Here is a 24913-nt window from a genome sequence, read left to right as displayed (position 1 = left end):
AAAAGATGCGTCCTACAAGGCAAATCAACAATGCCTGACATCTTTTAAAAGCAAGAGTCTAGATAAGTAACACCTCTGACCTAAAACAGGGCAATGCAGTGTTCTACTGCCCCATAACGTGTAAACAAATGAGTCAAAAATCGGGACGCAAACGTTCAAATGCGTCAAAAATTATATAAATGCGACATTCCTGTACGATCGTTCCACGTTTTCATACTTGAACCCTTTTCACATATTGCATTGGGTATGGGCTGTGCATAAGTATCGCCGGGTCGACTCACAAGGTCGCCCTCAACTCAAAAATGACAAAAATCATGAGGCCACCATGTTCAAACACGCGGTCATTCCGTTTTTAGTGGGCGCCAGCCTGCTGGCAAGTGCACCTTTCGCCCAAGCTGCGAATAACCTGGTGTATTGCTCTGAAGGCAGTCCGGCTGGCTTTGACCCAGGTCAGTACACCACCGGCACTGACTTCGACGCATCGGCCGAAACCATTTACAACCGACTCACCCAGTTCGAACGTGGCGGCACCAAAGTTGAACCCGGCCTGGCGACCCGCTGGGATATTTCCCCCGACAATCTGACCTACACCTTCTATTTGCGTGACGGGGTCAAGTTCCACACCACGCCGTACTTCAAGCCAACCCGCGAATTCAACGCCGACGACGTGCTCTTCACCTTCAACCGCATGCTCGACAAAGACATGCCGTTTCGTAAGGCCTACCCCACCGAATTCCCTTATTTCACCGACATGGGCATGGATAAAAACATCGCCAAGGTGGAAAAGCTCGATGACAAGACCGTCAAGTTCACCCTGAACACAGTGGACGCTGCATTCATCCAGAACATGGCCATGCACTTTGCTTCTATCGAGTCTGCCGAGTACGTCGACAAGCTGCTCAAGGAAGGCAAACCTTCCGATATCAACCAGAAGCCGATCGGCACCGGCCCGTATGTCTTCCAGCGCTATCAAAAAGACTCGAACATCCGCTATGCCGCCAACAAGGACTACTGGAAACCCGATCAGGTCAAACTCGACAACCTGATTTTCTCGATCAATACCGATGCCTCGGCACGCATGCAAAAGCTGCGTAAAAACGAATGCCAGGTGTCACTCAACCCGCGCCCGGCAGACGTGGCCAGCCTCAAGGCCGACCCCAAGCTGCAAGTCATTGAGAAACCCGGGTTCAACCTTGGTTATATCGCCTACAACGTGCAGCACAAGCCGTTTGATCAGCTCCAGGTGCGCCAGGCGCTGGACATGGCCGTCAACAAGGACGCGATTCTCAAAGCGGTGTACCAGGGCGCCGGGCAGAAAGCCGTCAATGCGATGCCGCCCACCCAATGGTCCTACGACGAGACAATTACCGACGCCGCCTACAACCCGGAGAAAGCCAAAGAGCTGCTCAAGGCTGCCGGGGTCAAGGAAGGCACCGAGATCACTCTCTGGGCCATGCCGGTGCAACGCCCGTACAACCCCAACGCCAAGCTGATGGCCGAAATGCTGCAGTCGGACTGGGACAAGATCGGGCTCAAGGTCAAGATCGTCAGTTATGAATGGGGCGAGTACATCAAGCGCACCAAAAATGGCGAGCACGACGTCAGCCTGATCGGCTGGACCGGCGACAACGGTGACCCGGACAACTGGCTGGGCACGCTTTACAGCTGCGACGCGATCGGCGGCAACAACTACTCCATGTGGTGCGATCCGCAATACGACACGCTGATCAAAAACGCCAAGGCCGTGACCGACCGCGATCAACGCACCGTGCTGTACAAACAGGCACAACAATTGCTCAAGCAGCAGGTCCCGATCACACCGATTGCCCACTCGATGGTCAACCAGCCCTTGAGTGCCAAGGTCCAGGGTTTCACCGTAAGTCCCTTTGGTCGTAACGCCTTCTCGGGCGTCAGTCTAGACGACTAGTTCCACGCATCCGTTTGAGCTTCACCCCGGCGCTTGGGGGCGCAGGGGTGAAATTTCGGCCAAGGGCGCCGGGCAAACGTTTGCATTGCTGTACGACGTTCCACAACAGCCGGGCAAAACCAAAAAGTACCGGCAATAAAAAAAGAAAGTGAAGGAGCCTCAACCATGAAAGTAACAAGCTGCGCAGTGCTCGCCTTGTCCATCAGCAGCCTCACTGCGATGGCCCACGCAGAAGAGTTCATCCCTACCGGGCTGAAATCCGACAGCAGCGCCCAGAGCGAAACAAAGGGTTTTTTTGAAGAACAGACGCTGAGTGGCACCACCCGTAACTGGTACGCCAACGAACTCAAACGGCATGGCGGGCGCTTCACCTATAACGACAACGGTGTGCAAAAAAGCACCCCGCGCCGGATTAACTGGGTACAGGGCACCATCCTCGACTACAGCTCGGGCTTCACCCAAGGCACGGTAGGTTTCAAGACCCAGGTGGCGGCCTACAACGCCATCGCGCTGGACCGCGACGCCAATGACATTGCCGGGGTCAACAACCGTACCCTGACTCGCAACGATGGCGATGCAGTGGGTCAGTGGAGCAAGCTCGGCCTGGCCAACCTGCAGGCACGCATTTCCAACACCACACTGACCGTGGGCCGACAGAACTTCAGCAGCCCGACCATCGATGTGATCGGTAACCGTGCACTGCCATCAAGCTTCCAGGGGGTGGGCCTGCACAGCGAAGAGTTCAATAACCTGTCCTTCGATGCCGGCTCCTTTGACCGGGTATCGCCACGTACCGAACAGAGCCTGAGCAAGTTTCGCTCCGAGTACAGCGCCACCGGCGTCGAAACCGACCGTGCCAGCGTTGGCGGCGTGAACTACCAACCGTTCAAGAACCTGAAGACTTCGTTGTACGCCACTCACGTTGAAGACTTCTGGAACCAGTACTACTTCGGCGCGGTGCACGATTGGGGTGACAACGCCGTACTGGGGCTGAACACCAACCTCAACTACTACAAAACCGTCGACACCGGCAGCAAGGCCATGGGGGATATCAATAACGATACCTTCAGCCTGGCGATGGGCCTGACTCACCAGGCCCATACCGTGACATTCTCGTACCAGCAAGTCATCGGTGACGAGTATTTCGACTACCTGCACGAAACCAACGGCATCTACCTGGCCAACTCCCTGCTCTCGGACTTTAACGGCCCGAATGAGAAGTCCTTCCAGGTGGCCTACGTCATCAACATGGCGCAGTACGGTATTCCGGGCCTCAAGTTCAATGCTTACCACGCCCGCGGCTGGGACATTAACGGCACCAAGTACAAGGGTGATGCCTATGACGTGAGAAGCATGGACGATGAAACCCACTCCGAGTACAGCATCGGTACGTCCTATGCCATTCAGAGCGGCCCCCTGAAAGCCACTGCCATTCGCGCCACCTACACCACTCACCGAGCCAGCAAAAACCAGTCCGACGGCGACATCAACGAGTTCCGCCTGGTGACCACCATTCCGTTCAACATTCTGTAAGCACCAGTCTTGCCCAACCAGGCTGCAGCTGATTCAAACTATCAGCTGCAGCCCTTTCGCTGGCTCAACCAATTGGAGAGGGTTGCTATGAAACGACTTCCATTGCGCACCACCCTTGCCGCTGCACTGATCTGCACGGCTGTCAGTGTGTCTGCCAAAAACCTGGTGGTCTGCACCGAAGCCAGCCCCGAAGGTTTTGACATCGTTCAGTACACCACCGCCGTCACCACCGATGCGTCGGCAGAAACCGTGCTCAATCGACTGGTCGACTTCAAACCCGGCACTACGGATATCGAACCTGCCCTGGCCGAGCGCTGGGAGATCAGCCCGGACGGCCTTGAATACACGTTTTACCTGCGCCCCGGCGTCAAGTTCCACACCACTGACTATTTCCAACCGACCCGAACCCTGAATGCCGACGACGTGGTCTGGAGCTTTCAGCGCCAGCTGGACCCAAAGCACCCGTGGCACAGCAAATCGTTGGTCGGTTACCCCTACTTTGAAAGCATGGGCTTCAAGAGCCTGCTCAAAAGCGTCGAAAAAGTTGACGACATGACCGTCAAATTCACCCTCAATCATGCCGAATCACCGTTCTTACGTGACGTGGCCATACCGTTCACCTCGATCTACTCCTCGGAGTACGCCGACCAGTTGCTCAAAGCCGGCAAAACCCAGGAGTTGAACAGCAAACCCATTGGCACCGGCCCGTTTATTTTCGTGCGGTACAACAAGGACGCTCAGGTACGCTTCAAGGCCAACCCGGATTACTTCCGCGGCAAGCCGCCCAGCGATAACCTGATCTTTGCCATCAGTACCGACAGCAACGTGCGCCAGCAAAAGCTCAAGGCCAACGAATGCCAGATCGCGCTCTACCCCAAGCCCGATGACGTCAAGAACATCCGCAAAGACCCGAACCTGAAAGTCGATGAGCTGGCTGCGCTGATGACCAGCTATATCGCCATCAATACCGGCCACAAGTACCTGAGCGATGTCCGGGTGCGCCAGGCCCTCGATATCGCCTTCGACAAAGAAACTTACCTCAACACCGTGCACGGTAAGGGCAATGCCCTGATTGCAGTCAACCCGTATCCACCGACCATGCTCGGGTTCAACACCAGCATCCAGAGCCCGCCTCGCGATCTGGACAAAGCCCGTGCATTGCTCAAGGAAGCCGGTGTACCACCCGGTTATGTCATCACCCTCTTTACCCGAAACGGCGGTGGCCCGACCAACCCGAATCCGATGCTCGGCGCACAGTTGTTGCAATCGGACCTGAAAAAAATCGGTCTGACGCTGGATATCCGGGTGATGGAATGGGGTGAAATGCTCAAGCGCGCCAAGGCGGGCGAGCACGATCTGGTCTCAACCGGCTGGGGCGGTGACAACGGCGACCCGGACAATTTCCTGACCCCGTTGCTGAGCTGCGAGGCCGCCAAGAACGGCGAAAACTACGCCCGCTGGTGCAATAAAGACTTCGAGGCACTGATCACCCGGGCCCGTAATATCAGTGAACCCGCTGAGCGGGCTGCACTCTATGAACAGGCCCAGGTCATTTTCCATCAGGACCAGCCCTGGATTAACGTGACACACCCCATGCTCTTTACCGCCAGACGCAACAACGTCGAGGGTTATACCCTTAGCCCGCTGACCAATAACAACTTCGCCACCACCCAGGTGAAGTAGAACAATAAAATACCCGCCAGCGCCCACCCGAGCACTGGCGGACCTGCCTAACCGGCTGATGAGGTACACCACACGATGTTTAGTTTTATAGCCCGCCGAGTGGGATTGTTGATCCCCACGTTCTTCGGCATCACCTTGCTCACATTCGCCCTGATTCGCATGATCCCCGGCGATCCGGTCGAAGTCATGATGGGCGAGCGTCGGGTCGACCCTGAGATGCACGCCCAGGCCATGGAGCGTCTGGGCCTGAACAAGCCGCTGTACGAACAGTATTTTGACTACATCGGTAAACTGGCCCACGGCGACCTCGGTGAATCGTTAAGAACCCGTGAAAGTGTGTGGACCGAATTCAGCGCACTGTTCCCCGCCACTCTGGAGCTGTCGATGGCTGCGCCGTTGTTCGCCGGCATCCTCGGGCTGCTGGCCGGGGTGATTGCAGCCCTCAAACGAGGCTCGTTTTTTGACCACGGGGTGATGGGCATCTCCCTCGCGGGCTATTCGATGCCGATTTTCTGGTGGGGTCTGATTCTGATCATGTTCTTCTCGGTCGGCCTGGGCTGGACCCCGGTTTCCGGGCGAATCGACCTGCTGTACGACATTGAGCCGAAAACCGGTTTCATGCTGATCGACACCTTGCTCAGCGACGAGCCCGACGCCTTCTGGGATGCGCTGCACCACTTGATCCTGCCCGCTATCGTGCTGGGCACCATTCCGCTGGCGGTGATCGCGCGGATGACCCGCTCCTCCATGCTGGAAGTATTGCGCGAAGACTACATCCGCACCGCTCGCGCCAAAGGCCTGTCACCTGCCCGCGTGGTGTTCGTGCATGGCCTGCGCAACGCGCTGATTCCGGTATTGACCGTGGTCGGCCTGCAAGTCGGTACCCTGCTGGCCGGCGCCGTACTGACCGAAACCATTTTTTCGTGGCCCGGTATCGGCAAATGGCTGATCGAAGCCATTGGCGCACGGGACTACCCCGTGGTGCAAAACGGCATCCTGCTAATCGCCTGCCTGGTGATTCTGGTCAACTTCGTGGTGGACATCCTCTACGGCTTTGCCAACCCACGCATCCGTCACCAGCGCTGAGATCCTGATCATGAGCACACCTACTCCTGTTACAGCCGTGGATCAAAGCCTGCTTTATCCATCGCCCTACAAAGAATTCTGGCAAGCGTTCTCCAAGAACAAGGGCGCCGTTGCCGGCCTGATGTTCATGTGCGTGATCGTGTTCTGCGCGATTTTTGCGCCGTGGGTCGCACCGCACAATCCCAGCGAGCAATACCGCGACTTTCTGTTGACGCCGCCGGTCTGGCTTGAGGGCGGTCAATGGCAATTTCTGCTCGGCACTGACGAGTTGGGCCGCGACCTGCTGTCGCGTCTGATCGAAGGCTCCCGCCTGTCGCTGCTGATCGGTTTGTCTTCGGTGGTCATTTCACTGATTCCAGGGGTGATCCTGGGGCTGTTTGCCGGGTTTTTCCCGCGCATCCTCGGCCCGGGCATCATGCGTTTGATGGACATCATGCTGGCCCTGCCTTCGCTGCTGCTGGCTGTTGCCATTGTCGCCATCCTCGGCCCTGGCCTGATCAATACCGTGATCGCCATTGCCGTAGTGTCCTTGCCGTCCTACGTGCGCCTGACCCGGGCTGCCGTGATGGGCGAACTGAACCGTGACTACGTGACGGCTGCCCGTCTGGCCGGTGCTGGCCTGCCACGCCTGATGTTCGTCACCGTGCTGCCGAACTGCATGGCACCGCTGATCGTCCAGGCCACCTTGAGTTTCTCTTCGGCGATTCTCGATGCCGCAGCACTGGGCTTCCTGGGCCTTGGCGTACAGCCGCCCACGCCTGAGTGGGGCACCATGCTGGCCTCGGCCCGTGACTACATCGAACGCGCCTGGTGGGTCGTGAGCCTGCCCGGTCTGACCATTTTGCTCAGCGTGCTGGCAATCAACCTGATGGGCGACGGCCTGCGCGATGCGCTGGACCCGAAACTCAAGAATGCCGCCTGAGGAGATTCCCATGTCACTGCTAGAAATCAAGAATCTCAACGTCCGTTTTGGTGACGCCAAGGCCGTACCGGTGGTCGACGGGCTCAGTCTGTCTGTGGATAAAGGCGAAGTCCTAGCCATTGTTGGTGAATCGGGGTCCGGCAAATCCGTGACCATGATGGCGCTGATGGGCCTGATCGAGCATCCCGGCATCGTCACCGCCGATGCACTGAACTTCGACGGCAAAAACATGCTGACCCTCAGCGCCCGTCAACGCCGGCAAATCGTCGGCAAAGACATGGCCATGGTGTTCCAGGACCCGATGACCGCGCTCAACCCCAGTTACACCGTGGGGTTCCAGATCGAAGAAGTGCTGCGCCTGCACCTGAAAATGTCCGGCAAGGCCGCGCGCAAGCGAGCCATTGAATTGCTGGAAAAAGTCGAAATCCCCGGCGCCGCCAGCCGTATGAACGCTTACCCGCACCAACTCTCGGGCGGCATGAGCCAGCGTGTAGCGATTGCCATGGCCATCGCCGGTGAACCCAAGCTGTTGATTGCCGACGAACCGACCACCGCACTGGACGTGACCATTCAGGCCCAGATCATGGACTTGCTGCTCAACCTGCAGCGCGAACAGAACATGGGCCTGGTGCTGATCACCCACGACCTTGCCGTCGTGGCCGAAACCGCACAAAGGGTGTGTGTCATGTACGCCGGTCAGGCGGTCGAGGTTGGTCACGTGCCGGGCCTGTTCGATGTCCCCGCACACCCGTACAGCGAAGCCCTGCTGGCAGCCATCCCTGAACACAGCATGGGCGCAGCTCGCCTGTCGACCTTGCCGGGCATCGTGCCCGGGCGCTACGACCGGCCTAACGGTTGCCTGCTGTCACCGCGCTGCCCGTACGTACAAGACACCTGCCGCCAACAACGTCCGTCGCTGGAGCCCAAGGCTCACAGCCAGGCCCGCTGCTTCTTCCCCTTGAATCAGGAGGTGGCGTAATGACTGTCGTTCTTACTGCCCGCGACCTAACCCGTCATTACGAAGTGTCCCGTGGCTTGTTCAAGGGCCATGCACTGGTGCGCGCGCTCAACGGTGTGTCGTTTGAACTCGAGGCGGGTAAAACCCTGGCCGTGGTGGGCGAGTCAGGCTGTGGAAAATCGACCCTGGCCCGCGCCCTGACCCTGATCGAAGAGCCCTCGTCCGGTTCGTTGAAAATTGCCGGCCAGGAAGTCGCCGGGGCTGACAAGGCCCAGCGCAAGCAACTGCGCAAAGATGTGCAGATGGTGTTCCAGAGCCCTTATGCCTCGCTCAACCCTCGGCAGAAAGTCGGTGATCAACTGGCCGAGCCGCTGCTGATCAATACCCGGTTGAGCGCCAGCGAACGCCGTGAAAAAGTCCAGGCCATGATGAAGCAGGTGGGCTTGCGCCCTGAGCATTACCAGCGCTACCCGCACATGTTCTCCGGTGGTCAGCGCCAGCGGATCGCCCTGGCCCGAGCCATGATGTTGCAACCCAAGGTGCTGGTGGCCGACGAACCGACCTCGGCGCTGGATGTATCGATCCAGGCCCAGGTACTCAACCTGTTCATGGACTTGCAGCAAGAGTTCAACACCGCCTACGTGTTCATCTCGCACAACCTGGCGGTGGTGCGACATGTGGCCGATACGGTCCTGGTCATGTACCTCGGCCGCCCGGTAGAAATGGGGCCCAAGGAAGAGATCTACACCCGGCCGCTGCACCCTTATACCCAGGCATTGCTGTCGGCCACACCCACCATCCACCCGGATCCGGACAAACCGAAGATCAAGATCGTCGGCGAACTGCCCAACCCGCTGAACCCGCCATCAGGCTGCGCCTTCCACAAACGCTGTCCGTACGCGACCGAACTGTGCAGCACCGACGAACCGCTCCTGCGCCTGCTGGACAACCGCCAGGTTGCCTGCCATCACGCGGAGCAATTCCTCTAGGTACAACACCCGAAAACCCGGGTCCGAAGGCCCTTCGGCCCTTGTCGCAGCCTGCGGCAGCGGCTACAGAGGGGGGCCGCAACACCGGTTTTGTACATGCAAAAAAAAAGCGAAGCCCAAGGGCTTCGCTTTTTTTTAACTTCAGGCCTGAGCCGTTAGTGATGCTCACGCGTGGCGCGGAATTGCACATCGGGCCAGCGCTCTTCCATCAGTGCCAGGTTGACCCGCGTCGGAGCGAGGTAGGTCAGGTGGCCGCCGCCGTCGATGGCGAGGTTTTCCACCGCTTTGATCTGGAACTCTTCGAGCTTCTTCTTATCGGCGCAGTCGATCCAGCGAGCCGAATACACAGTGATAGGCTCGTAGGAGCATTCCACTTTGTATTCTTCTTTCAAACGGCTGGCGACCACGTCGAACTGCAGGACACCGACGGCACCCAGGATGATGTCGTTGCTGCGCTCCGGGAAGAACACCTGAGTGGCGCCCTCTTCGGCCAGTTGCTGCAAGCCCTGGCGCAATTGCTTGGACTTGAGCGGATCACGCAGGCGTACGCGACGGAACAGTTCCGGGGCGAAGTGCGGGATACCGGTGAAGCTCAGGCTTTCGCCTTCGCTGAAGGTGTCGCCGATCTGGATCGTACCGTGGTTGTGCAAGCCGATGATGTCGCCCGCGAAGGCTTCTTCAAGTTGCTCACGCTCCGAGGAGAAGAACGTCAGCGCATCGCCGATGCGAACATCTTTGCCTGTGCGCACGTGGCGCATTTTCATGCCTTTCTCGTATTTGCCCGAGCAAATGCGCATGAAAGCGATGCGATCGCGGTGCTTCGGGTCCATGTTCGCCTGGATCTTGAACACGAAACCGGTAAATTTCTCTTCGACCGGCTCGACCGTGCGCTCGTTGGCCACCCGGGCCAAAGGCTTCGGCGCCCAATTGACCACAGCGTCCAGCACGTGATCGACACCAAAGTTGCCCAACGCCGTACCGAAGAACACAGGCGTCAGCTGGCCGTCGAGAAATTCCTGCTGGTTGAATTCATGGCAAGCACCCTGAACCAGTTCCAGTTGGTCGACAAACCGGTCGTACTCGTCACCCAAATGGGCGCGAGCTTCGTCGGAGTCGAGCTTCTCGATGATTCTGACCTCGGTGCGCTCGTGGCCGTGACCGGCGGTGTAGACGATGATGTAGTCGTCAGCGAGGTGGTAGACACCCTTGAAGTCACGGTAGCAACCAATCGGCCAGGTGATCGGCGCAGCCTTGATTTTCAGAACGGCTTCGATTTCATCCAGCAACTCGATCGGGTCGCGAATGTCGCGGTCGAGTTTGTTGATGAAGCTCACGATCGGCGTGTCGCGCAGGCGACATACGTCCATCAGGGCGATGGTGCGTGGCTCAACGCCTTTACCGCCGTCGAGCACCATCAGCGCAGAGTCCACCGCTGTCAGCGTACGGTAGGTATCTTCCGAGAAGTCTTCGTGGCCCGGGGTGTCGAGCAGGTTGATCATGTGGTCGCGATACGGGAACTGCATGACCGACGTGGTAATCGAAATACCCCGTTGTTTCTCCATTTCCATCCAGTCGGAGGTGGCATGGCGGTCGGACTTTCGCGATTTCACCGTACCGGCGACAGCAATCGCCTTCCCCATCAGCAAGAGCTTTTCGGTGATGGTGGTTTTACCCGCATCGGGGTGGGAAATAATGGCGAAAGTGCGGCGTTTCGCGACTTCGGCGGCCTGGTTGGTCATGGGAAATCGCCTGACGATTGATTCAAAAAAGGGCGCGGATTATAGCCCAAATCCGGTGAGTGCAGCCACCGTTGGTACCTTTACCTTGGCCACAAGGGTGGCAATCCGCCGTAAATAATGTGAACCTTTTAGACAGTGGAGGCGTCCACTCTCCTGATGCGGCAAACCGTCAGGGGCTGAAATATCAGCAAGTTAGCCTGACGAGGCTGCGCTAATGACAGGTGATGGCAGCGTTTTTCGCGCCCGCTTGTTGCTCTTCGCGAACCCATGGTCGGCAGCCAGAAATGGCCTGCCACACGACAATGTGTTCGCCGACAAAAAAAGGAGTCCGCCTGTGGCTAATCGCTATGGAAAAGGGCTTATGGGATGTGTGGCAGTTGTCGCCCTCCTCGCCCTGTTGGTCCATTGGATCGGCATCAGCACTATCGAACACTATCAAGATGATCTGTTGTTCTACCTGCAAGCCCATCTGTACCTCGTACTCGCTTCAATGCTCGCCGCCCTTGTAATCGGGATCCCCGCCGGCATTTTCCTCAGCCGACCCGGAATGGCCGGACGTGCGGAACGCTTCATGCAAGTCTTCAACATCGGCAACACCGTTCCACCGCTCGCGGTACTGGCCATTGCGCTTGGTTTTCTCGGAATCGGTAGTGGTCCCGCCATCTTCGCCCTGTTTCTTGCCTCGTTGCTGCCCATCGTGCGCAACACCTACGAAGGCCTGAAAAACGTACAGGGATCGCTCAAAGAAGCTGCCGTCGGCATCGGCATGACACCGCGCCAAGTGCTTTGGCGGGTCGAACTGCCCAACGCCGTGCCCATCATCATGGGCGGTGTACGGGTCGCACTGGCGATCAACGTCGGTACCGCCCCCCTGGCGTTCCTGATTGGCGCCAACAGCCTGGGCAGCCTGATTTTCCCTGGCATCGCCCTCAACAATCAGCCGCAACTGATCCTCGGCGCCGCCTGCACCGCGCTGCTGGCATTGCTGCTCGATGGCCTGGTGATACTCATCAGCCGCCGCTGGCTGGAACGCGGTCTGCGACCTGCATAAGGTCTGGCTGAGCAAAGGAATCTCCATGAAAAAAATTAGCTTGTTTTTAGGCTGCATCCTGCTGTTCGCAGGCATTGCCCAAGCCGCTGAAAAACCCTTGATCCGGATTGGCGCACGAGTGTTTACCGAGCAGACCCTGCTCGCCGAAATCACCTCGCAATACCTCAACAGCAGGGGCTACAAAACGCAGGTTACCGGCGGGCTTGGCAGCAGTCTGGCACGCAGTGCCCAGGAGTCCGGGCAACTGGATCTGCTCTGGGAATACACCGGCGTCTCGCTGGTGGCATACAACCATGTCACCGAGAAACTCGACAGCCAACAATCCTACGACCGAGTTAAAGAACTCGATGAAAAAAAGGGACTCATCTGGCTGCACCCGTCCAGATTCAGCAACACCTACGCCCTGGCACTGCCGCAGAACGTGGCCGAGCAATATCCTGATATCAACACCATCAGCGATTTGAACAAGGCGCTGCGCGATCCTGAAAATAAGGGTGCGCTCATGGCACTGGATACCGAGTTTGCCAATCGTTCAGATGGCTTGCTGGGCATGGTCAAGCTGTATGACATGGACCTGACCCGCAAGAACATCCGCCAGATGGACGCCGGGCTGGTCTACACCGCGCTGAAAAACGGCCAGGTATTTGCCGGACTCGTCTACACCACCGATGGCCGCCTGAGCGCCTTCAAACTCAAGCTGCTCAGTGACGACCTGCATTACTTCCCGGACTACACCGCCGCTCCCGTCGTAAGCAAGGCCTATCTGGACGCCCATCCGGACCTGGCAGCCCTGCTCAAACCGCTGGCCGATCTGTTTGACGATGAGACCATGCGCCAGTTGAACGCCCGGGTCGACGTAAACCACGAAAGCCCGTCCAGGGTGGCCGCAGACTTCCTGCGCCAGCATCCACTGCCTTCTATTAACTGATCCGGAGGAAAAGACATGGAATTTCTGAACGCCTTTTCCCATATGGACTGGTCACTGGTTCTGCACCTGACCTGGCAGCACATCACGCTGGTCGGGATCGCCGTGACCCTGGCGATTGTGGTCGGGGTGCCGCTGGGGGTGCTGATGACCCGTCTCCCGAGCCTGGCCGGCCCGATGCAGGCCAGCGCCACAGTATTGCTGACCGTCCCGTCCATCGCCCTGTTTGGCCTGCTGCTGCCGTTCTACTCCAAGTTCGGCCAGGGACTGGGGCCGATGCCGGCAATCACCGCCGTGCTCCTCTATTCATTGTTACCGATCATGCGCAATACCTTCCTCGCCCTCACCGGCGTGGAACCGGGTATTCGTGAAGCCGCCCGCGGCATCGGCATGACCTTCAGCCAGCGCTTGCGCATGGTTGAGCTGCCCATCGCAGTGCCGGTGATCCTGGCCGGTGTGCGCACCGCCGTGGTGATGAACATTGGTGTCATGACCATCGCCGCCACCATCGGCGCCGGTGGCCTGGGTGTACTTATTCTTGCTGCAATCAGCCGTAGCGACATGTCGATGCTAATCGTGGGTGCCGTACTGGTCAGTGTTCTGGCCATTATCGCTGACCTGTTTTTGCAATGGTTGCAACGCATGCTGACTCCAAAAGGACTACTCAAATGATCGAACTTCAAAACCTCAGCAAGACCTTCCAAAGCAACGGCAAAGACGTGAAAGCCGTGGACTCGGTAAGCCTGACCGTCAACGAAGGCGAAATCTGCGTATTCCTGGGGCCTTCGGGTTGCGGTAAAAGCACCACGCTGAAAATGATCAACCGCCTGATCAAGCCGACCTCCGGCAAGATCCTGATCAACGGCGAAGACACCACCGACCTCGATCCGGTGACCCTGCGTCGCAACATCGGTTATGTGATCCAGCAGATCGGCCTGTTCCCGAACATGACCATCGAGGAGAACATCACCATTGTTCCGCGCTTGCTGGGCTGGGATAAACAGAAGTGCCACGATCGCGCCCGTGAACTGATGAGCATGATCAAGCTTGAACCCAAGCAGTACCTCAACCGCTACCCCCGTGAACTGTCGGGCGGTCAGCAACAGCGGATCGGCGTGATTCGTGCGCTGGCGGCAGATGCACCGCTGCTATTAATGGATGAACCGTTCGGCGCGGTCGACCCGATCAACCGCGAGATGATCCAGAACGAGTTTTTCGAGATGCAGCGTGCGCTGAACAAGACCGTGATCATGGTCAGCCACGACATCGACGAGGCAATCAAGCTGGGCGATAAAATCGCCATCTTCCGTGGCGGCAAGCTGCTGCAAATGGATCATCCCGATACCTTGCTTGCCCACCCGGCCGATGACTTTGTCAGCAACTTTGTTGGCCAGGACAGCACGCTCAAGCGCCTGTTGCTGGTCAAGGCCGAAGACGCGGCGGATAACGCACCGTCTGTCAGCCCTGAAACCCCGGTAGCCGATGCATTGGAGCTGATGGACGAACTCGACCGCCGCTATGTGGTTGTGACCTGCGCCGATAACAAAGCATTGGGTTACGTCCGTCGTCGTGACCTGCACCGCCAGACCGGGACGTGCGGCCAGTATCTGCGCGAGTTCAATGCCACGGCAGCGTTCGATGAACACTTGCGTATCCTGTTGTCGCGCATGTACGAGTTCAATCGCTCATGGCTGCCGGTGATGGACGCCGAGCGCGTGTTCCTGGGCGAAGTGACCCAGGAATCGATTGCGGCGTACCTCAGCTCCGGTCGCTCCCGCGGCGCCAAGACCAGCATTGTTTCCCCCGCAGAAACAGCAATCGCCTGATGATTGCCCTGTAGAAGCGAGCGTGCTCGCGAGCGCATCAACCCGGCACTCAAGACCTGCCGGGTTGCCTGCATCGCGGGCCAGCTCGCACCTGCAATCCCCCGCGACACCCGCCAACTCCCCTCCTGCGGGAACATCACTACGTCATCAAGGTCGGTTACTTAAATAGCTGAGATTGAGCCCCCGACGAACTCGTGCAAAAACGCGACATTTTTTGTTGATCAAAGCGCAATCACCCCCTAAAGTTCGCGCCGAACATCCATGCTGGAAACGATCCATCCGGCTCAAGTACTGACGACGAGACAGCAAGGTTCATTTACCTTTTTTGCTTTCGGCGGACATGCCTTGGGAAGTAGGCGAACCAAAGTGGGGATACGGAGGATGTTCAGTTGCGCCCATTTATTGATTACGTTTGCCACTAGGAGTCCCTTAGCATGCCGATCCAGGTCGAAGACTATTACGCGCGCGATACCTTCCAGAAAATGAAGGCTTTCGCTGACACCCAGGAAACCCCGTTCGTGGTGATCGACACCGCCATGATCAGCCAGGCCTATGATGACCTGCGCGCCGGCTTCGAATTTGCCAAGGTCTACTACGCCGTCAAGGCCAACCCTGCCGTCGAGATTATCGACCTGTTGAAAGACAAGGGTTCGAGCTTCGACATCGCCTCGATCTACGAGCTGGACAAGGTCATGGACCGTGGTGTCAGCGCCGACCGCATCAGCTACGGCAACACCATCAAAAAATCCAAGGACATCCGCTACTTCTACGAGAAGGGCGTGCGTCTGTTCTCCACAGACTCCGAAGCCGACTTGCGCAATATCGCCAAGGCTGCCCCGGGTTCGAAAGTGTATGTGCGTATTCTGACTGAAGGCTCGACCACCGCTGACTGGCCCCTGTCACGCAAATTCGGCTGCCAGACCGACATGGCCATGGACCTGCTGATTCTGGCTCGTGACCTGGGCCTGGTGCCTTATGGCATTTCGTTCCACGTCGGCTCCCAACAGCGTGATATCAGCGTATGGGATGCAGCCATCGCCAAGGTCAAAGTGATCTTCGAGCGCCTGAAAGAAGAAGACGGCATCGTCCTCAAGCTGATCAACATGGGTGGCGGCTTCCCGGCCAACTACATCACCCGTACCAACAGCCTGGAAACCTACGCCGAAGAAATCATCCGCTTCCTGAAGGAAGATTTCGGTGACGAGTTGCCGGAAATCATTCTGGAGCCGGGCCGTTCGTTGATCGCCAACGCCGGGATTCTGGTGAGTGAAGTGGTATTGGTCGCCCGTAAATCCCGCACCGCCGTCGAGCGTTGGGTATACACCGATGTGGGCAAATTCTCGGGGCTGATCGAAACCATGGACGAATCCATCAAGTTCCCGATCTGGACCGAGAAAAAGGGCGAGATGGAAGAAGTCGTGATCGCCGGCCCAACCTGTGACAGCGCCGACATCATGTACGAAAACTACAAGTACGGTCTGCCGCTGAACCTGGCCATTGGCGATCGCCTGTACTGGCTGTCGACCGGTGCCTATACCACCAGCTACAGCGCAGTTGAGTTCAATGGCTTCCCGCCACTGAAGTCGTTCTACCTGTAACCGCCGGTATGCAAAAAAGCCCATGACGGCGTCATGGGCTTTTTTGTGTCTCTTTTTCGCCGCCTGCGGTGGCCGGTTACACCGTCAGCTGAGCCGCTCGCCGTGCATAGTTATCAGCCAGAGCCCGCACCTGCGGATGTTGCGCTGCCAGCAATGTGCCCTGTGCCACCTCAAGAAACTTGAGGTTACCGCCCTCCAGCGCCCGCCCGAACCAGACCAACGCCTGCTCGATATTGCCGGACTCTGCCAGTACAGAGGCATGGCTGAATTGCCCGCGAAAATCGCCGGCCTCAGCGGAGTGTTTGTACCAGAGGCAGGCAGCGTCTTTATCCTGGGGGCAATGAACGCCCTCCTCAAGATAACGCCCCACCAGGTTCATCGACTTGGCGTGCCCCAAATCAGCCGCCTGGCGATAACACGCCAAGGCCCCCACCTGATCCTCAGCCACACCGCGTCCCGTCGCCAGCAGGTTGGCATAGTTGTAGAGCGCCCACTCCTGGCCTTGCCCGGCCGCCTGGCGATACTCCTGCGCAGCCCGGGTCAAGTTCACCGCCCCGCCCCAGCCGTGCTCCCAGCAACGACCCAGCATGTTGCGCGCCATCAGGTGACCGGCATCGGCTGCAATCTGGAACCAGCGTCGGGCCAGGGCCGGATCGCGCGCGATACCCTGCCCGTCCAGCAGGATTTGCCCCAGCAGGGCCTGCCCCTCGACAATCCCCTGTTTGGCGGCCATCAGAATCGCCTGCGCCGCCCGGGCCGGGTTTTCACTCAGCATGGCGGTCAGTTGCTCACCGTCGAGCACTTCTTCACGGCGTAACTGAAAGCTCATGGCCTAGACCTCAACCCAGCGACGCAACAGGTTGTGGTAGGTGCCCGTGAGCTGGATCAGCGAGGGGTGATCGGGGACGTCACGGGTCAGTTGCTGGATCGCACCGTCCATTTCAAACAACAACGTGCGCTGGCTGTCTTCGCGCACCAGGCTTTGGGTCCAGAAAAACGATGCGTAGCGCGTGCCCCGCGTGACCGCATTGACCTTGTGCAGGCTGGTGCCGGGATACAGCACCATGTCGCCCGCCGGCAGCTTGATCTGCTGGGTACCGAAAGTGTCCTGAATTACCAGTTCGCCGCCGTCGTAATCCTCAGGGTCGCTGAGAAACAGCGTCGACGACAAATCAGTGCGCACCCGCTCCGCACTGTTTTTGGGTTGTCGCACGGCATTGTCGATATGGAAATCGAAGCTGCCGCCAGCGGTGTAGCAATTGAGAAGCGGCGGGAAAACCTTGTGCGGCAAGGCGGCCGACATGAACAGCGGGTTTTTCCACAACCGGTCGAGCATTGCAGCACCGATCTCATGGCCCAACGGATGGCCTTCGGGCAATTGCAGGTTGTGCTTGGCCTTGGCCGACTGAAAACCTGCAGTGATTTTGCCGTCAGCCCAGTCCGTCTGCTGCAGGGCCTCGCGGATGCGCACGACTTCCTCACGGGAAAACAAGCCGGGAATATGCAGCAGCATGGCGCGATACCTGAAAGCAAAGGGATGCCAATGGTATTGATTCTTATTGATTGTGTAAAACCCCGTTAAGAAAAGGGGTTACGAAGGGACGTGAAAAAAACGTCAAGAGAAACTGTAAAGAATGTAAGTTTTGCGCAAATAGCAATCTCTCTCAATTGATACAAGGAATTGTTTGCACTATATTTTGCGACTCAAATTCTGGGGGAAGGGTTCTACACATGTCGCGCCAACCGATAAAAATACCTGTCAGCTCACCGCGGCTCCTGGCCTCGGCCATTGGCGTCGCCCTCACGGCGACCTCCGCTGCCCATATGGCACAAGCGGCCGAGAGCACAGAAAGCAAAGCACAGGGCAACAGCATTTCCCTCGGCGCGACAACCGTTACGGGTGAGCAGACTGAACAGTCGTATCAGACTGAAAAAGCCAGCTCCCCTAAATACACCGCCCCCCTGATCGACACGCCCCGCTCGATCACTGTGGTCCCGCAGCAGCTAATCAAAGACACTGCCGCCACCTCACTGCAAGACGCCCTGCGCACTGTCCCGGGTATCACTTTTGGCGCAGGTGAAGGCGGAAACCCTCAGGGTGACCGTCCATTCATCCGCGGCTTCGATGCCCAGGGTGATACCTACCTTGACGGTGTTCGAGATACAGGTGCCCAGAGCCGCGAAATTTTCGCGATTGAAACAATTGAAGTTTCCAAGGGCCCGAATTCGGCATTTGGCGGACGTGGTGCAGCTGGCGGCACCATCAACATGATCAGCAAAAAAGCCCACCTGGGTAACTCGTTTGACGCCGGTTACACCTGGGGTTCAGACCAGACTCAACGCTACACACTGGACGGTAACTACCAGTTCAGCGACACCGTTGCCGGCCGCTTGAACCTGATGAGCCACGAAAGCAATGTGGCCGGTCGCGACAAGGTCAATTACGACCGCTGGGGCATTGCACCTTCGCTGGCGTTTGGCCTGGGCACAGACACCCGCGTCAACCTTGATTACTACCACATGGAAAGCAACGACCTACCGGACTCGGGCATTCCATACGGTTTCTCCGTGGGTAAAACCCACACTGCCGCCAGCCCGGACAAGCCGACCAATGGCGGCGACAGCAGCAATTTCTATGGTCTGACCAATCGTGATTTCCGCAAAACACGCGCTGACATCGCGACCTTTGCGTTTGAGCATGATTTCAATGAAAACCTGACCATCAAGAACACCCTGCGTCATGGCAATACCATGCAGGACTACATCCTGACCCAACCGGATGACAGTAAAGCCAACGTCAACAACGGCAGCGTCTGGCGCCGTGCCAACACCCGGGTAGGCAACACTGCCACCACGACCAACCAGACAGACCTCTTTGGCGATTTCTACGTCGCGGGCTTCAAAAACAGCTTCTCCACCGGTATCGAGATCAGCCGCGAGACCAGCGAGAAGTCGTCGTATACCGTCGACACCAATACCAATGGTTCCTCGGCCTCGGCCTGTGACCCGTCCATGATCGGCGCACCAAGCGGCTACAACTGCACATCCCTCGGTAACCCGAACCCGGATGATCCTTGGAGCGGTTCGATCGCACGTAACTACGCGGGTACCGACACGTCCAGTACCACTCGCGCAATTTACGCGATGGACACTCTGGAACTGTCGCCTGAGTGGTTGTTGAACATGGGACTGCGTTACGACCATTTCGACACCAAGTACAAGTCCTATACGGCTGCAGGTGCGACGACCTATAAAGGCAATGATAAAAGTGACTTCTTCACTGGCCAGTTGGGCCTGGTCTGGAAGGTGGCACCTAACGGCAGCATCTACGCCTCTTACGCCACATCGGCAACACCTCCAGGAGCAATGCTGGGTGAAGGTACCGATGGCAACCCATTGAGCGGTACTCCAGATCGCACCGGCAAGCTGATCGACAGCGACATGGAACCTGAAGAAACCACCAATTACGAGATCGGTACCAAGTGGGATGTACTCAATGACCGTCTGTCTCTGACTGCTGCAATCTTCCGCACCGAAAAAGAAAATACCCGCGTGCAGGTCGACGCCGACTCTTATGAGAACGCCGGTAAAACCCGCGTCGACGGTATAGAGCTGTCTGCAACCGGTAAGATTACCGATCAATGGCAGGTGTTTGCAGGCTATAGCTACATGGATGGCAAGCAACAGGATGGCGGCCCGCTGAACAAAGCCACCAACGGTAACCAGTTACCTAACACCCCGCGTAACAGCGCCAGCCTGTGGACAACCTACGCAATCACTCCCAAGCTGAGCATCGGTGGTGGCGCATTCTACGTTGATGAAGTATTCGGTAACGTGGCTAACACTACTTACGTTCCGGCATACACCCGCTATGACGCCATGGCCAGCTACAAGCTGAGCAAAAACGTTGATCTGCAACTAAACGTGCAAAACCTGACTGACAAGACCTACTACGACAAAGCCTTCTCCACCCACTTTGCTAACCAGGCAGCGGGTCGTACTGCCTTGTTGACCACCAGCTTCCACTTCTAAACCGGAGTTAAGCTGTGCAAAGCCCCGCCCATCTGATGGCCGGGGCTTTTGCGTGTAAAAAGACTGATGCGGCACTCGACGCCGCGATGAATTCAATTGAACGAGCAAGGCGGTTGTCGTGTTTAAGAAAACCCTGTTCCAGCTGCACTGGTTTTTCGGGATAACCGCCGGGTTGGTTCTGGCCCTGATGGGGATCACTGGCGCTATGGTGTCGTTTCAGGACGAACTGCTGAACCTGCTCAACCCTTCAGTGCTAAAGGTCGAAAAGCTCGACAGCGGAGTGTTGCCACCCGCCGAGCTGGTGCGCAAGGTCGAAGCCATCGAAGGCAAGCAGGTGTCCATGCTGTGGGTCGGCGTGGACAGTGACAGCGCTGCGCGGATTTTCTTTACCCCGCCACCGGGCGAGCGCCGGGGCCAGTTGCGTTATGTCGACCCTTACACTGGCGAGTATCAAGGTGATGCGAACGGTCAGGGTTTCTTCAATCTGATGCTGCAACTGCATCGCTTCCTCGCCATTGGCCAAACCGGTCGCCAGATCACGGGCGCGTGTACGCTGATGCTGATTTTCTTCTGCCTGTCCGGGCTGTACCTGCGCTGGCCGCGCAAGGCACTGAACTGGCGGACATGGCTGACGCTGGACTGGGCCAAAAAAGGCCGCAGTTTCAACTGGGACCTGCACGCCGTTGCCGGTACCTGGTGCATGATTTTCTATCTGATGGCCGCGTTGACCGGGCTGTCATGGTCTTACGAGTGGTACAACAAAGGCCTGCAAAAACTCTTTTCGGATACGCCTCAACACGAGCAACAGCGCAAAGGCGGACGCGGCCAGCCAGGGCCTGCGGGTCCGGCTCCCACTGCTGACTACGAGGCCGTATGGGCCAGCATCCAAAAGGCCGCCGGGCCTGGGTTGAGCCTGTACAACGTGCGTATGCCACCGGTCGCCGGGCAACCGGCCACGGTCTTCTACCTGCTGAAAAACTCACCTCACGAACGTGCGTTCAACCAGATCGTGCTCGATCCCGTGACCGGGGTGATCAAAAAACATGAGCGCTATGACGACAAAAGCTACAAGGCGCAATTGCTCAGCAGTATTTACGCATTGCACGTGGGCAGCTACTGGGGCCTGACCGGGCGCATTCTGGTCACCGTTGCCAGCCTGACCATGCCGCTGTTCTTTATTACAGGCTGGCTGCTGTACCTGGACCGTCGCCGCAAAAAGCGCCAGGTCAAGCAGGCCCGCCAAGGCTTCGCCGCCACTGGCAGCGATGCACCGTCATGGCTGATCGGGTTTGCCAGCCAGAGCGGCTTCGCCGAACAACTGGCGTGGCAAACCGCCGGACAGCTACAGGCCGCCGGCTTGCCGGTACGCGTCCAGCCGCTGGCGGCAATCAAGGAAGAGGACTTGCAGAACGCTGGCAACGCATTGTTTGTGGTCAGCACCTTCGGCGATGGCGAAGCACCTGACAGTGCCCGCGGTTTTGAACGCAAGGTATTGGGCCAGTCGCTGGATCTGAGCCGCCTCAAGTATTCGGTACTCGCCCTTGGCGATCGGCAATACCCGCACTTCTGCGGCTTTGCCACACGTATCCAGCAATGGCTCAGCGAGCGTGGCGCAAGCGCGTTGTTCGCGCCGGTGCAGGTTGACAGCGGAGACGCACAAGCGCTGCATCATTGGCAGCAGCAACTGGGCCAACTGACCGGAGGTGCCCCCAGCGCCAACTGGCAGGCACCGAGCTACAACAACTGGACTCTTGAGCAACGCCGGTTGCTCAACCCTGGCAGCTGCGGCTCAGCGGTTTATCTGCTGGCGCTCAGTACGCCGGATACCCATCTGACGTGGCAAGCCGGTGATCTGGTTGAAGTCATGCCGCGACAGTCTGCCGTGGCGGTCGAGCATTTCCTTGATGGACTGGGCCTCGCATCCGACAGCCCCGTGCACCTCGACGGCCTGAAAGAAACCCTGGCCCAGGCACTGGCCGGTCGTCAGCTCCCCGCCAATCGCGGGCATCTGGTGGGCTTGCATGCCCAGGCCCTGGTCGATGCCTTGATTCCGCTGAGCCTGCGCGAATACTCCATTGCCTCGATCCCCGAAGACGGACAACTGCAGTTGATCGTGCGCCAGGAGCGGCATGCCGATGGCAGCTTGGGACTGGGGTCGGGCTGGCTGACCGAGTACGCCGCCGTCGGCTCTGCGATCAGCTTGCGCATACGGCGTAACAGCGGTTTCCATTTGCCGGCTGAGCCCTGCCCGCTGATCTTGCTGGGCAATGGCACCGGCCTGGCAGGGCTGCGTAGCTTGCTCAAGGCGCGCATTGCCAAGGGTCAGCAACCTAACTGGCTGTTTTTTGGCGAACGGAATGCCGAGCACGACTTCTACTGCCGCGACGAACTGCAAGACTGGCTGGCCAAAGGCGACCTGAGGCGTCTGGACCTGGCGTTTTCACGGGATCAGGCGCAGAAGATCTACGTACAGGATCGTTTGCGTGAGGCGGCCGAGGACGTCCGCCAATGGCTGGCAGACGGCGCGGCTATTTATATCTGTGGCAGCTTGCAAGGCATGGCGGCGGGTGTCGATCAGGCCCTGATCGACATCGTAGGCGCTGAGGCGGTGGAACAGTTGATCGAAGAAGGCCGTTATCGCCGGGATGTGTATTGAACCCGCGACCGACCAGGCGAAGGTGTCTGCATATTTTTTGGTGAAGCGCATTACGTAGCAGTGGACGAGTGGAACGAGGCCGCGTCCGGCTGCGGAGCAGTCGTAAAACCTGGGGCCTCAAATACCTGATGCACCCGAGTCGCCGTATTACGACTGCTCCGCAGCCGGACGCAGCCTCGCAGAGCGAGTCAGCTGCTACAAGATCAGCGTCAGCCCGCAGGTGTGCAGGTGGATTGACGTAATCAAGCCTTAGCCCCTTCCAGCGCCATCTCTACCGGTTCAGGGCGTTTGATGACGGCGTAGACCACGGCGGTCAACAGGCTGCCGGCCACAATCGCCAGCAAGTACAGCAGCGCATGGTTGATCGCGTTCGGGATCAGCAGCACAAACAAGCCACCGTGCGGTGCCATCAGTTTGCACCCGAAGTACATCGACAGCGCACCGGTCAGCGCACCGCCGACAATACTGGCCGGAATCACCCGCAAAGGGTCTTTGGCCGCAAACGGGATCGCGCCTTCAGAGATAAAGCACAACCCCAGCACCATCGCCGCCTTGCCCGCCTCGCGCTCGGTTTGAGCGAATTTGCGGCGCGCAATCAGTGTCGCGATACCCAACCCAATAGGCGGCACCATGCCTGCGGCCATCGTAGCGGCCATCGGCGCATAGCTTTGTGACGCCAGCAATCCCACCGAAAACGCATAGGCCGCCTTGTTGATCGGTCCGCCCAGGTCGACACACATCATGCCGCCGAGCAACACCCCCAGCAGAATGGCGTTGGTGGTGCCCATGCTGTCGAGGAAGTGGGTCAACCCTTCAAGCATTCCGGCCACCGGCTTGCCCACCACGTAGATCATCACCAGGCCGGTGAACAGGCTGGCGAACAGCGGGATGATCAAAATCGGCTTCAATGCTTCCAGGCTTTGCGGCAGTCGCGCGTAACGGTTGATCACCTTGGCGCAGTAGCCCGCGATAAACCCGGCAATGATCCCGCCGATAAAGCCGGCACCCAGTGTGCTTGCCAACAAGCCACCAATCATCCCTGGCGCCAGACCCGGACGGTCAGCGATCGAGTAGGCGATATAGCCGGCCAGCAACGGCACCATCAATTTGAATGCCGCATCGCCACCGATTTGCATCAGAGCCGCCGCCAATGTGCCGGGCTCTTGGTATGCCGTGATCCCGAACACAAAGGACAGCGCGATCAACAGGCCGCCCGCCACCACCATCGGCAGCATGAACGACACACCGGTCAGCAGGTGTTTATAGGCTCCGGTCTTCTCTTGCTTGACCGGGCCAGCAGCACCCGATGCCGCGGACTCCTGCGTGCCTTCGCTCAATGCTTTATTGAGTGTGGCTTCAGCCTGTTTGAGCGCGATGCCGGTGCCACAGCGGTAGATTTTTTTACCGGCAAAGCGTTCGGTCGGTACTTCGATATCCGCCGCCAGCAACACCACGTCAGCCTCGCTGATGGCCTGGGCGCTCAACGGATTGCGCGCACCGACCGACCCCTGGGTTTCGACCTGCAAGTCATAGCCCAAACGCTTGGCCGCTTGCTGCAAGGCCTCGGCCGCCATAAAGGTGTGCGCCACGCCCGTTGGGCAGGCGGTGATGGCAACAATTCTGGGGGCGCTTTTCGGGCTTTCTGCCGCAGCCGATGCAACTGGCGGGGCATAGACTTCTGCCTCTTCGACGCCGCGCAGCAATACCGCCTCGACGTCTTGCAAGGCTTGGGACGGAGTGCTCTGGAAGACTCTCTTACCGATGAAACGCTGCATGTCCAAAGGCGTGCTGCTGACCACCAGAACCCACTCGGCCTCGTCGATGGTTGCCGCTGACAACTGACGTTCCGGGTGCTTGGGATCATGCACTTCAACGCTGGTGCTCCAGCCCTGACGCTGCGCGGCCGCATCCAGCAAGCGGGCACACAGGACACTGGTCACCATGCCGTTGGGGCAGCCCGTCACAATGGCTAATTTCATGTGTATCCC

The 24913-nt window shown here is 58.3% G+C and carries 18 protein-coding genes; 14 read left to right on the top strand and 4 right to left on the bottom strand.

Translation table 11 applies throughout. The features are described from left to right. The first annotated feature begins 325 nt into the window (after nucleotides 1-325). The 7 genes from DQN55_RS04000 (at nucleotide 326) to DQN55_RS03970 (ending at nucleotide 9098) form a co-directional block, all read left to right on the top strand. Nucleotides 326-1927, top strand: coding sequence for an ABC transporter substrate-binding protein (locus DQN55_RS04000; RefSeq protein ID WP_048378192.1), 1602 nt, complete (start codon nucleotides 326-328; stop codon nucleotides 1925-1927). 165 nt (nucleotides 1928-2092) lie between these two features. Continuing rightward, on the top strand, nucleotides 2093-3460 hold the full coding sequence (locus tag DQN55_RS03995) for an OprD family porin (RefSeq protein WP_048378193.1): 1368 nt from the start codon (nucleotides 2093-2095) through the stop codon (nucleotides 3458-3460). Between the two features lie 87 nt (nucleotides 3461-3547). Further along, entirely contained in the window at nucleotides 3548-5143 is a 1596-nt protein-coding gene (locus DQN55_RS03990) for an ABC transporter substrate-binding protein (RefSeq protein WP_048378194.1), read from the top strand. A gap of 75 nt (nucleotides 5144-5218) precedes the next feature. Continuing rightward, complete coding sequence (locus DQN55_RS03985) at nucleotides 5219-6229, top strand: ABC transporter permease subunit (protein ID WP_048378195.1); 1011 nt, start codon at nucleotides 5219-5221, stop codon at nucleotides 6227-6229. A 10-nt stretch (nucleotides 6230-6239) separates the two neighbouring features. Then, nucleotides 6240-7151, top strand: a complete 912-nt coding sequence (locus DQN55_RS03980) for an ABC transporter permease subunit (protein WP_048378196.1) — start codon at nucleotides 6240-6242, stop codon at nucleotides 7149-7151. 10 nt (nucleotides 7152-7161) lie between these two features. Continuing rightward, complete coding sequence (locus DQN55_RS03975) at nucleotides 7162-8130, top strand: ABC transporter ATP-binding protein (protein WP_048378197.1); 969 nt, start codon at nucleotides 7162-7164, stop codon at nucleotides 8128-8130. Then, on the top strand, nucleotides 8130-9098 hold the full coding sequence (locus tag DQN55_RS03970) for a peptide ABC transporter ATP-binding protein (RefSeq protein ID WP_048378198.1): 969 nt from the start codon (nucleotides 8130-8132) through the stop codon (nucleotides 9096-9098). Before DQN55_RS03975 ends, DQN55_RS03970 begins: the two co-directional genes overlap by 1 nt. A gap of 155 nt (nucleotides 9099-9253) precedes the next feature. Here the strand turns inward: DQN55_RS03970 and DQN55_RS03965 are convergent, their stop codons facing one another. Next, nucleotides 9254-10837: a peptide chain release factor 3 gene (locus DQN55_RS03965; protein ID WP_048378199.1), complete on the bottom strand. Its 1584-nt coding sequence runs from the start codon at nucleotides 10835-10837 to the stop codon at nucleotides 9254-9256. Nucleotides 10838-11198: 361 nt separating this feature from the next. On the opposite strand from DQN55_RS03965, the gene DQN55_RS03960 reads away from it, so the two are divergent. From DQN55_RS03960 to DQN55_RS03940, 5 genes are all read left to right on the top strand, one after another. After that, nucleotides 11199-11888: an ABC transporter permease gene (locus tag DQN55_RS03960; protein ID WP_172601042.1), complete on the top strand. Its 690-nt coding sequence runs from the start codon at nucleotides 11199-11201 to the stop codon at nucleotides 11886-11888. A gap of 25 nt (nucleotides 11889-11913) precedes the next feature. Then, nucleotides 11914-12816 carry a glycine betaine ABC transporter substrate-binding protein gene (locus DQN55_RS03955; RefSeq protein ID WP_048378200.1) on the top strand — a complete coding sequence of 301 codons (903 nt, stop codon included), beginning with the start codon at nucleotides 11914-11916 and terminating at the stop codon, nucleotides 12814-12816. 15 nt (nucleotides 12817-12831) lie between these two features. Beyond that, entirely contained in the window at nucleotides 12832-13485 is a 654-nt protein-coding gene (locus DQN55_RS03950; protein ID WP_048378201.1) for an ABC transporter permease, read from the top strand. Then, on the top strand, nucleotides 13482-14639 hold the full coding sequence (locus DQN55_RS03945) for an osmoprotectant ABC transporter ATP-binding protein OsmV (RefSeq protein ID WP_048378202.1): 1158 nt from the start codon (nucleotides 13482-13484) through the stop codon (nucleotides 14637-14639). The genes DQN55_RS03950 and DQN55_RS03945 overlap by 4 nt, the downstream gene beginning before the upstream one ends. Nucleotides 14640-15073: 434 nt before the next feature. Continuing rightward, nucleotides 15074-16237 carry a type III PLP-dependent enzyme gene (locus DQN55_RS03940; RefSeq protein ID WP_048378203.1) on the top strand — a complete coding sequence of 388 codons (1164 nt, stop codon included), beginning with the start codon at nucleotides 15074-15076 and terminating at the stop codon, nucleotides 16235-16237. 76 nt (nucleotides 16238-16313) lie between these two features. On the opposite strand, the gene DQN55_RS03935 is transcribed toward DQN55_RS03940, so the two are convergent. Both DQN55_RS03935 and DQN55_RS03930 read right to left on the bottom strand, forming a co-directional pair. Further along, nucleotides 16314-17066: a tetratricopeptide repeat protein gene (locus tag DQN55_RS03935; RefSeq protein ID WP_048378204.1), complete on the bottom strand. Its 753-nt coding sequence runs from the start codon at nucleotides 17064-17066 to the stop codon at nucleotides 16314-16316. Nucleotides 17067-17069: 3 nt separating this feature from the next. Beyond that, nucleotides 17070-17750: a Fe2+-dependent dioxygenase gene (locus tag DQN55_RS03930; protein WP_048378205.1), complete on the bottom strand. Its 681-nt coding sequence runs from the start codon at nucleotides 17748-17750 to the stop codon at nucleotides 17070-17072. A 218-nt stretch (nucleotides 17751-17968) separates the two neighbouring features. Between DQN55_RS03930 and DQN55_RS03925 the strand changes: the two genes are divergently transcribed. Further along, nucleotides 17969-20269, top strand: coding sequence for a TonB-dependent receptor (locus tag DQN55_RS03925; RefSeq protein ID WP_048378206.1), 2301 nt, complete (start codon nucleotides 17969-17971; stop codon nucleotides 20267-20269). A 118-nt stretch (nucleotides 20270-20387) separates the two neighbouring features. Next, entirely contained in the window at nucleotides 20388-22925 is a 2538-nt protein-coding gene (locus tag DQN55_RS03920; protein WP_048378207.1) for a sulfite reductase flavoprotein subunit alpha, read from the top strand. 242 nt (nucleotides 22926-23167) lie between these two features. Here DQN55_RS03920 and DQN55_RS03915 read toward each other — a convergent pair whose 3' ends face one another. After that, nucleotides 23168-24904: a PTS fructose-like transporter subunit IIB gene (locus tag DQN55_RS03915; RefSeq protein ID WP_048378208.1), complete on the bottom strand. Its 1737-nt coding sequence runs from the start codon at nucleotides 24902-24904 to the stop codon at nucleotides 23168-23170. Nucleotides 24905-24913 lie beyond the last annotated feature (9 nt).

Origin of the sequence: Pseudomonas taetrolens (assembly GCF_900475285.1) — a bacterium.
In the GTDB taxonomy this organism is placed as follows: Bacteria; Pseudomonadota; Gammaproteobacteria; order Pseudomonadales; family Pseudomonadaceae; genus Aquipseudomonas; species Aquipseudomonas taetrolens.
The sequence above is the reverse complement of the archived record's forward strand: the minus strand, read 5'-3'. Positions and strand labels throughout refer to the sequence as shown.